We start from the raw sequence: 8813 nt of genomic DNA on the forward strand, positions 1-8813 counted from the left end.
CGGCGTGAGCGCGGCGTGCCCGGCAGCGCCTGGACGGGGCGCGACCGCCTGGCGGGCCGAAGCGCCCATCCGCAGGTCGCGGGCGGGACGGGGGGCGGGTCCCGGGCGCGCGGTGACGGCGCTGCTGCTTCTTGTCCTGCTGCAGGCCTGCGCGGCGCCGCCGGCCCCCGTCGAGGTGGAACCGCCGCTTTCCTACCCGCCGAGCGCGCGCGAGCGAATGCTGCGCATCGCCGCGGCGGAATGGGAGGAATGGGGCCGGCAATCCGCCGACGCGGCGCCGCGCGGCCAGGAGTCGGACGTGGCGAACTTCCCGCGCGTGCTTGCCTATTGGCGCGCGGTGCCGGACGGCGACGGGCCGATCGCGCGCAACCGTGCACGCTACCGCTACGGCAGCGCCGACCTGTGGCGCGAGCCCGCCTGGTCGGCGGCCTTCATCTCCTTCGTGATGCGCGGCGCGGGGGTCGATGCGCGGGAATTCCCGCCCTCCGCCGCGCATGCCTTCTACCTCGATGCGCTGATCCTGGATGCGCAGCGGTTTCCCTCGCTCGCGCCCTTCATCCCGCATGACGTGGCGGCACGCGCGCCGGAGGTGGGCGACCTCGTCTGCGCCGACCGTTCGTCGCGCCCGATCACGAGCTGGCGCGAGCGCGCCGCCGATGGCGGGCGCTTCCGCCCGATGCATTGCGACATCGTGGTGCGCGTGGCACCCGGAGTGGTCGATGCCATCGGCGGGAACCTGCGCGACGCCGTGACGCTCGCGATCTTCCGCACCGACGCCGCGGGGCGGCTGCTGCCTCGGGGCCGCGGCGAGCCGCGCTTCTTCGCCGTCTTCGAGAACCGCCTGGGGCGCCTGCCGCCCTTCGCACCACCACCACCAGCCAATGGGGCACCGTCATCGTGACCGACCTGTTCTCTCCCTTCACGCTGCGCGGCGTCACGCTGCGCAACCGCATCGGCGTGGCACCCATGTGCCAGTACTGCGCGAAGCCCGACGGGCTGCCGACTGACTGGCACCTGGCGCACCTGGTCTCGCGCGCCGTGGGCGGGGCGGGTGTGACCATCGCCGAGGCCACGGCGGTGACGCCGGAAGGGCGCATCAGCCCGGGCGATCTCGGCATCTGGAGCGACGGGCACATCGCCTCCCATGCGCGCCTCGCCGCGGCGATCGCGGCGGTGGGCTCGGTGCCGGGCATCCAGATCGCCCATGCGGGGCGCAAGGCGTCGCGCCTGCCGGCCTGGCAGAGTGGGCCGGCCGATCCGTCCTGGACCTGCATCGCGCCCTCCGCCGAGGCCTTCGGCGACTTCGCCGTGCCGCACGCCATGACCGAGGCGGAGATCGGCGACACCATCGCCGCCTTCGCCGCGGCGGCGAAGCGTGCGGTGCAGGCGGGCTACCGCTTCATCGAGATCCATGCCGCGCATGGCTACCTAATGCACCAGTTCCTCAGCCCGCTGTCGAACCGGCGCAACGATGGCTGGGGCGGAGATTTCGACGGGCGCACGCGGATCGTGACCGAGACGGCGAAGGCCGTGCGCGCCGCCATCCCGGACGAGCTGGCGCTGGCGATCCGCGTCTCCCATACGGACTGGGTCGAGGGCGGCTGGACCACCGAGGAAACCGTGGAGCTGTCGCGCCGCGTGAAGGCGCTCGGCATCGACCTGGTCGATGTGTCCTCGGGCGGGCTCGATCCGCGGCAGAAGATCGCGCTCGTGCCGGGCTACCAGGTGCCGGGTGCGGCGGCGGTGCGCGACGGCGCGGGCCTGCCGGTGGCCGCGGTCGGCCTCATCACCGAACCCGAGCACGCGCAGTCGATCCTGACCGAGGGCAAGGCGGACCTGATCTTCCTGGCGCGCGAACTCCTGCGGAACCCCTACTGGCCGCTGCACGCCGCGGCGAAGCTCGGTCGCACCGAGGCGCTGGCGATCCCGCCGCAATACGACCGCGCCTGGGGGGCGCTGGGGAAGGTGCGCATGGACTCCGCGATCGGCCAGCCGCAGCCGGCGCTGTGATGCCACCGGCCGGGCGGCGACGCCCGGCCGGGGTTTCGCACAGCGGCCGCGGGCGCGTAGCCTTCCCCCGACACCACGGGAGGACGACATGCGCAGGACATGGATCGCGGCCACGCTCGGGCTGCTCGTCGCGGGAGGCGCCGCGGCGCAGGACGCCTTCCCATCCCGACCCGTCACGTTGATGGTGGCCTATCCGCCCGGCGGCAACACGGACCTGATGGCGCGCGCGCTGCAGCCGGAACTGACGCGCGCGCTGGGGCAGACGGTGGTGGTCGTGAACCGCGGCGGCGCGGCGGGCACGATCGGTTCCGCGGAACTCGCGCGTGCGCGGTCCGACGGCTACACCATCGGCATCACGCCGAACAACCCGGTCACGGCGCAGCCGCACGCCATCGCGCTGACCTACGGGCTCGACAGCTTCCGCTTCCTGTGCCGCGTCTACGACAACCCGCAGGTGGTGATCCTGGGGCGCGGCGCGCCCTTCAGCGACTTCGCCGGCCTGGTCGCGCATGGGCGCAGCGCGCGCGAGGCGCTGGTCTATGGCGCGCCGGGCAATGCCAGCACGCAGCATATCCTGATGGCCGCGCTGCTGAAGCGCGCGGGGATCGAGGGGCTGATGGTCTCCTTCACCGGCGCGGGGCCGATGAGCCAGGCGGCTCTCGGCGGCCAGATCCAGGCCTTCATTGAGGCGTCGTCCATCCCGGCCTCGACCGGGCTCACGCCGATCGCGGCGGTGTCGGCGCAGCGCCTGCCGCACCTGCCGGACGTGCCGACGGTGGCGGAGCTCGGCTTTCCGGTGCAGGGGTCGTCGCATGGCGGGCTGATCGCGCCGGCGGGAATTCCGGATGCGGCGGCCGCGGCGATCGAGCGCGCCTGCGAGTCGGCGGTCGCCAGCGAGGGCTTCCGCGCCACGGCGCAGCGGCTCGCCTCGGTGCCGGCCTTCCTGCCGGGCACGGCCTTCCGCGAGACCTTCGCGGCCGAGAGTGCGGCGAATGAGGGGCTGCTGCGCGACCTGGGCCTGTTGCGAGCGCGCTGAGCTTGCCGCGACCACGCCGGCGCAGCCATCCTGCGCCGCCCGCTCAAGGAAACCGCGCATGGCCGCCTACCTGATCGCCAACATCACCGTGCAGGACCCTGCCGGCTTCGAGGCGTATCGCGCCGGCGTGCCGGCGGTGATCGCGCGCTTCGGCGGCCGCTACCTGGCGCGCGGCGGCGCCATCGAGGCGAAGGAAGGCGAGCACGGCCTGAACCGCCTGGTCATCCTGGAATTCCCGGACATGGCCGCGGCGCGCGCCTTCTACGACAGCCCCGACTACGCGCCGCTGCTGGCGATGCGCCTGGCGTCCACCACCGGCAGCCTGGTGCTGGTCGAGGGCCTGCCGGCGTGACGATCGAGGCGCTGGCACCCTGGTACCCCTGGGTGAAGTCGATGCATCTGCTGGGCGCCTTCGCCTGGATGGCGGGGCTGTTCTACCTGCCACGGCTGTATGTCTATCACTGCCAGGTGGCGCCGGGCTCGGCGCAGTCGGAGCTGTTCAAGGTGATGGAACGCCGCCTGCTGCGCGCCATCATGAATCCGGCGATGATCTGGACCTGGGGCTTCGGGTTGCTGCTGGTGCTGACCCCCGGCGTGGTGGATTGGCACGCGGGGTGGTGGCACGGGAAGATGGCCGGGCTGCTGGCGATGACCTGGTTCCACATGGACCTGGCCGTGGCGAGAAAGCGCTTTGAGCGCGACGCGAACACGCGTAGCGAGCGCGGCTGGCGCATCATGAACGAGGTGCCGACGTTGGCGCTGATCCTGATCGTGGTGATGGTGATCGCGAAGCCGTTCTGAGATGAGCCTCAAACGGCGGGCGCGGCCCGTCCGGGCCGCTTGCCTTCACGCCCTGCACTGGCACGCCGCCGGCGACTGATGGTCGGGGCGCGGTTGCGCCGTGCGCTCCCGGATTGCGGCAACCGCGATCCGAGTCCTTGTTGGCCCTCAGGCGCCGGGCGCCCGCTTCGGGGGCTTGGCTTGCGCGCCGTGCGCTGTCCCTCGGGTGGCGAAGGGGTTGTTGGGCGCGGTCGCGCCGTGCGCTCCCGGATCACGCGGTCGCGCGTGATCCGCGGGAGGGGTGGGGCAGGGGCCGTGCCCTTGCAGCCGCCCCGGCGCGCCCGCATATCCCCGGTTGACGGGCGGCTCCGGCCTTCCTAGGGTTTAGATCGCTTCCCGCCTGCGGCGCGGGGCGCCCCGCGCCTTGAGCCGCGACTTCCTTCCTTCCTCTCGGGACATTGCCCATCGTGCCGGTTCCCGGCGCCGATCCGGGCGAGCAGGCACCGGCTTCCATCGCCAGGCCCGCGGGAACGTCCCGGCCAATTCCCCGCTCTCGGACGCCGTCCAGGACCCTATGCACCTCTCCGAACTCAAGGCCAAAAGCCCCGCCGACCTCCTCGCCTTCGCCGAGGAGCTGAACGTCGAGAACGCATCCACCCTGCGCAAGCAGGACATGATGTTCGCCATCCTGAAGACGCTGGCCGAGAACGACCAGGCGATCTTCGGGGAAGGCACGCTCGAGATCCTGCCCGACGGCTTCGGCTACCTGCGCTCCCCGCAGGCGAACTTCCTGCCCGGGCCCGACGACATCTACATCTCGCCGGCCCAGGTCCGGCGCTTCGCGTTGCGCACGGGCGACACGGTCGAAGGCCAGATCCGCGCGCCCAAGGATGGCGAGCGCTACTTCGCGATGCTGAAGGTCAACAACATCAACTTCGAGCCGCCCGAGGCGCTCAAGCATCGCATCAACTTCGACAACCTCACGCCGCTCTATCCGAACCGCCGGCTCAAGATGGAGAACCCGGAGGTCGAGAGCGTCGCGAAGTCCCCCACCAAGGACAACACGCATCGCGTCATCGACCTGATCGCGCCGATCGGCATGGGCCAGCGCGCGCTGATCGTCGCCCCGCCGCGCACCGGCAAGACCGTGATGCTGCAGAACATCGCGAAGTCGATCACGGCGAACAATCCCGAAGTCTTCCTCATGGTGCTGCTGATCGACGAGCGGCCCGAGGAAGTGACCGACATGGCCCGCACCGTGCGCGGCGAGGTGGTGGCCTCCACCTTCGACGAACCGGCCACGCGCCACGTCCAGGTGACCGAGATGGTGCTCGAGAAGGCCAAGCGCCTGGTCGAGCACAAGCGCGACGTGGTGATCCTGCTGGACTCCATCACCCGCCTGGGCCGCGCCTACAACTCCGTGGTGCCGTCGAGCGGCAAGGTGCTGACCGGCGGTGTGGACGCGAACGCGCTGCAGCGCCCCAAGCGCTTCTTCGGCGCGGCGCGCAACATCGAGGAAGGCGGGTCGCTGACCATCATCGCGACCGCGCTGATCGACACCGGCAGCCGCATGGACGAGGTGATCTTCGAGGAATTCAAGGGCACCGGTAACAGCGAGATCATCCTGGACCGCAAGCTGTCCGACAAGCGCGTCTTCCCCGCCATCGACATCACCAAGTCCGGCACCCGCAAGGAGGAGCTGCTGGTCGATCGCGGCACGCTGTCCAAGATGTGGGTGCTGCGGCGCATCCTGAACCCGATGGGCACGCAGGACGCGATGGAATTCCTGACCGACAAGCTGAAGTACAGCAAGACGAACCAGGACTTCTTCGATGCGATGAACACCTGAGGGTGTTCATCGCATCCGCCTTCCGTCTGGCATGCCTTCGGCATGACGCGATGAACACATGAGAGTGTTCACCGCATCCGCCTTCCGTCTGGCATGCCTTCGGCATGACGCGAAGAACGCCTGAGCGATGACGCCGGAGGCTTTCGCGCAGTCGCTCGCGGCCGCCGAACCTCCGGCGGGCCTGCCGCTCGCGCTGGCAGCGCTCTGGCACGCCGCGCGCGGCGGCTGGAACCAGGCGCATGCCATCGTGCAGGCGCATGAAGGCACGCCCGACTGCGACTGGGTGCACGCGCACCTGCACCGCATCGAGGGCGACGCCGCCAACGCCGCCTACTGGTATCGCCGCGCCGGGCGCCCCGTCGCGGCCGGCGCGCAGGATGCGGAGCGCACCGACATCCTCGCCGCCCTGATCCGCACCGGCTGAGCGCCGCGGCCTGTCGTGCGCCACCACGGAGACAGCATGGACACCCCCGCCGCCGAAATCCTCCGCGCCACCCTGTTTGCCGCCCGCGCCCATGCCGGCCAGGCGCGCAAGGGTGCCGCCGCCGAACCCTATGTGAACCACGTCATCGAGGTCGCCGGCATCCTGGCCGACCACGGCGCGCCGCTGCCTGCCATCCTGGCCGGCCTGCTGCACGACACGGTCGAGGACACCGACGCCACCCATGCCGACCTGGTCGCCGCCTTCGGCGAGGAGGTCGCCGCCATCGTCGCGGAAGCGACCGACGACAAGTCGCTGCCCAAGGAGATCCGCAAGTCGCTGCAGGTCTCCCATGCGCCCAAGAAGTCGGATGCGGCGAAGCAGCTCAAGCTCGCCGACAAGATCTCGAACCTGCGCGCCATCGCCGACAGCCCGCCCGCCAACTGGAACCATGCCCGCCGCACGGAATATGTCGGCTGGGCCGGGCGCGTGGCGGCCGGGTGCAAGGGCGTGAACCCCGCGCTCGACACGCTGTTCGAGGAGACCTACCGCGCCGCCCTGGCGCGGCTGGCGGAGGAGGCACGCGGCTAGAGCCGCGTCCTGTCGAAAGGTATCGCTGCGCGGTTGCGCCGACCGGACATGGGCTGCTCCGGATCCTGCGCTTCCCAGAGCAAGGAACCCGACCGGGCGAGTCCATCCGGTCGGCTGTTGCCCCAGGCGTGCCCCTCGGATGGACGCGCGCGGGGCCGCGTGGCACCTTCCGCCAGCATGCTTTCCATCCCCGCCAGCCGCCCCAATGCCTATACCGGCAGCCCGCTCGACCGTGCCGGTGAGAAGCGCGACGATGCCGAGTTCATCGCCGCCGCGCTCAGCCATCCCGACACGCTCTTCGCCCCGGTCTGGCGCGCGCGGTCCCTGATGAAGGGCGTGGCCGAGGGCCACCCCGAGGCGGTGCTGCTGACCGGCGCCGCAGCGCAGTCCGTGCGCATGGCCGATGGCCCCTGGGCCTTCCTCGGCCTGTGGGAGGGCCGGCCGGTCTTCGCGGTGGATTGCTCGACCGCCGACGACCCGCTGCCGCTGCTGCCCGAGGGCATGGGCACCTTCACCGACCTGCGCCAGGTGGCCGGGCTGCTGCCGGCGGGCGAGGCGAGCGTGCTGGCCCATGCCCGCGGGCTGATGCACTGGCGCACCAAGCACCGCTTCTGCGGCGTCTGCGGGTCGCGCTGCGAACCGCGCAGCGCCGGGCACGTCATGGTCTGCCAGGGCTGCGGCGCGCAGCATTTCCCGCGCACCGACCCGGCCGTGATCATGCTGGTGGTGCGCGACGACGCCTGCCTGCTCGGCCATTCGCACCGCTTCCCGAACGTGACCATGTACTCGACGCTGGCGGGCTTCGTGGAACCTGGCGAGAGCCTCGAGGAGGCGGTGCGGCGCGAGGTGAAGGAGGAAGCCGGCATCGATGTCGGCGAAGTCTGGTATCATTCCTCGCAGCCCTGGCCCTTTCCGTCGTCGATCATGCTGGGCTTCCATGCCGAGGGCCTATCCGACGAGATCCGCATCGACCCCGACGAACTGAAGGACGCGCGATGGTTCACGCGGGACCAGATCCGCAATCACGAGGCGCTGGGCTTCTCCCTGCCGCGGGCGGATTCGATCGCCCGGCGCCTGATCGAGGACTGGATGGGCGCATGAGACGCGTCGCCGCACTGCTGGCCCTCGTGCTGCTCGCCGCCTGCGAGCAGGGCGGCGTCTGGGCCAATGTGCCGCGCGACGACAGCCCCGACGCCCAGGCCTGCCGGCGCGAGGCCGAGCAGGACCCCGAGGTGCGGCGCATCGCGAGCAGCGGGACCTCGGGCAATGCGACACAGGACGAACGCGTGCGCGCCCAGCTGCTGGAGATCCTGCCGCGCGTCTGGCGCACCTGCATGACGCGGCGCGGCGCGCTGCCGCCGGGCGGGGTGGAGCAGGTGCGGCGCGTCACCTTCTGATACCAAGGCGCGCGAGGGTTCCACCCTCGTGCGCCGCGCAGGACGGGCGGCCTGCGTCCGCGGTCCCTGGCGTCAGGGCACCGCCGCGGCCGCCATCCGGCCGGCCCCTCGGGCCGCAGGTCGGATTGTCGCGCGCCGGCTGCGCCGCGCCGCGCGCGGTCAGTCGACCGCTTCGGCCTCGACCTCGACCTTGAAGTCCGGGCTGGCGAGGCCCGCCACGATCAGCAGCGTGCTGGTGGGCGCATGCCCGGCCAGGAAGGCGTCGCGGTGGCGGCGCCACTGCGGCACCAGCGCCGGGTCGGTCAGGAACACCGTCATCTTCACGATGCAGGCCGGGCCCATGCCGTGTGCCGCCAGCACCGCGCCGAGATTCGCCAGCGACTGCACGATCTGGTCCTCCGGGGCCGCCACCAGGCTGCCGTCCGGGCGCAGCCCGACCTGGCCGGAGATGATCAGGCGCCGGCCCTCGCCCTCGATCAGCGCGGCCTGCGCGTAGCGCGACTGCGGCTGCGGCGCGCCGGGCGGGTTGGAGGTGGTCACCTTGGCCATGGCGGAGTTCCTCGGATGAGGCGCGGGCGGCGCCCGGCGTCAGATGTCGAGCGAAGGCGGCTGGGCAGGAGCGGCGGGTGCCGCGGGGTCGGAGGGCGGCGCGCCGGCGGGCGCGGCCGGGGCCAGCGCCGCGCGCAGGTTGCGCCGGACCTGGTATTCGAACTCCACGTTGAGGTCGGC

11 protein-coding genes are annotated in these 8813 nt (G+C 71.7%); 10 read left to right on the forward strand and 1 reads right to left on the reverse strand.

The window, feature by feature from the left end:
• Window positions 1–112 precede the first annotated feature (112 nt).
• From HW578_RS18560 to HW578_RS18605, 10 genes are all read left to right on the forward strand, one after another.
• Window positions 113–901 carry a DUF2272 domain-containing protein gene (locus HW578_RS18560; protein WP_369407924.1) on the forward strand — a complete coding sequence of 263 codons (789 nt, stop codon included), beginning with the start codon at window positions 113–115 and terminating at the stop codon, window positions 899–901.
• On the forward strand, window positions 898–2010 hold the full coding sequence (locus HW578_RS18565) for an NADH:flavin oxidoreductase/NADH oxidase (RefSeq protein ID WP_198372189.1): 1113 nt from the start codon (window positions 898–900) through the stop codon (window positions 2008–2010). Before HW578_RS18560 ends, HW578_RS18565 begins: the two co-directional genes overlap by 4 nt.
• 88 nt (window positions 2011–2098) lie before the next feature.
• Window positions 2099–3046, forward strand: a complete 948-nt coding sequence (locus tag HW578_RS18570; RefSeq protein ID WP_198372191.1) for a Bug family tripartite tricarboxylate transporter substrate binding protein — start codon at window positions 2099–2101, stop codon at window positions 3044–3046.
• 58 nt (window positions 3047–3104) lie between these two features.
• The gene (locus HW578_RS18575) at window positions 3105–3398 is read left to right on the forward strand and encodes a DUF1330 domain-containing protein (protein ID WP_198372193.1); all 294 of its coding nucleotides are present in this window, start codon (window positions 3105–3107) and stop codon (window positions 3396–3398) included.
• Window positions 3395–3847, forward strand: coding sequence for a protoporphyrinogen oxidase HemJ (hemJ, locus tag HW578_RS18580; protein WP_198372195.1), 453 nt, complete (start codon window positions 3395–3397; stop codon window positions 3845–3847). The genes HW578_RS18575 and hemJ overlap by 4 nt, the downstream gene beginning before the upstream one ends.
• A 553-nt stretch (window positions 3848–4400) precedes the next feature.
• On the forward strand, window positions 4401–5675 hold the full coding sequence (gene rho, locus HW578_RS18585) for a transcription termination factor Rho (protein ID WP_198372197.1): 1275 nt from the start codon (window positions 4401–4403) through the stop codon (window positions 5673–5675).
• Between the two features lie 127 nt (window positions 5676–5802).
• The gene (locus tag HW578_RS18590; protein WP_198372199.1) at window positions 5803–6099 is read left to right on the forward strand and encodes a hypothetical protein; all 297 of its coding nucleotides are present in this window, start codon (window positions 5803–5805) and stop codon (window positions 6097–6099) included.
• A gap of 36 nt (window positions 6100–6135) precedes the next feature.
• The gene (locus HW578_RS18595) at window positions 6136–6687 is read left to right on the forward strand and encodes an HD domain-containing protein (RefSeq protein ID WP_198372201.1); all 552 of its coding nucleotides are present in this window, start codon (window positions 6136–6138) and stop codon (window positions 6685–6687) included.
• A 177-nt stretch (window positions 6688–6864) separates the two neighbouring features.
• Window positions 6865–7788: an NAD(+) diphosphatase gene (gene nudC / locus HW578_RS18600; protein ID WP_198372203.1), complete on the forward strand. Its 924-nt coding sequence runs from the start codon at window positions 6865–6867 to the stop codon at window positions 7786–7788.
• On the forward strand, window positions 7785–8084 hold the full coding sequence (locus HW578_RS18605) for a phosphoribosylamine--glycine ligase (RefSeq protein ID WP_198372205.1): 300 nt from the start codon (window positions 7785–7787) through the stop codon (window positions 8082–8084). The genes nudC and HW578_RS18605 overlap by 4 nt, the downstream gene beginning before the upstream one ends.
• 159 nt (window positions 8085–8243) lie before the next feature.
• Here the strand turns inward: HW578_RS18605 and HW578_RS18610 are convergent, their stop codons facing one another.
• A complete protein-coding gene (locus HW578_RS18610) occupies window positions 8244–8633 on the reverse strand; it encodes a RidA family protein (protein ID WP_198372207.1) in 390 nt (129 codons plus the stop codon).
• Window positions 8634–8813 lie beyond the last annotated feature (180 nt).

Source organism: Roseomonas rosulenta (assembly GCF_016106005.1).
Taxonomy (GTDB): domain Bacteria; phylum Pseudomonadota; class Alphaproteobacteria; order Acetobacterales; family Acetobacteraceae; genus Neoroseomonas; species Neoroseomonas rosulenta.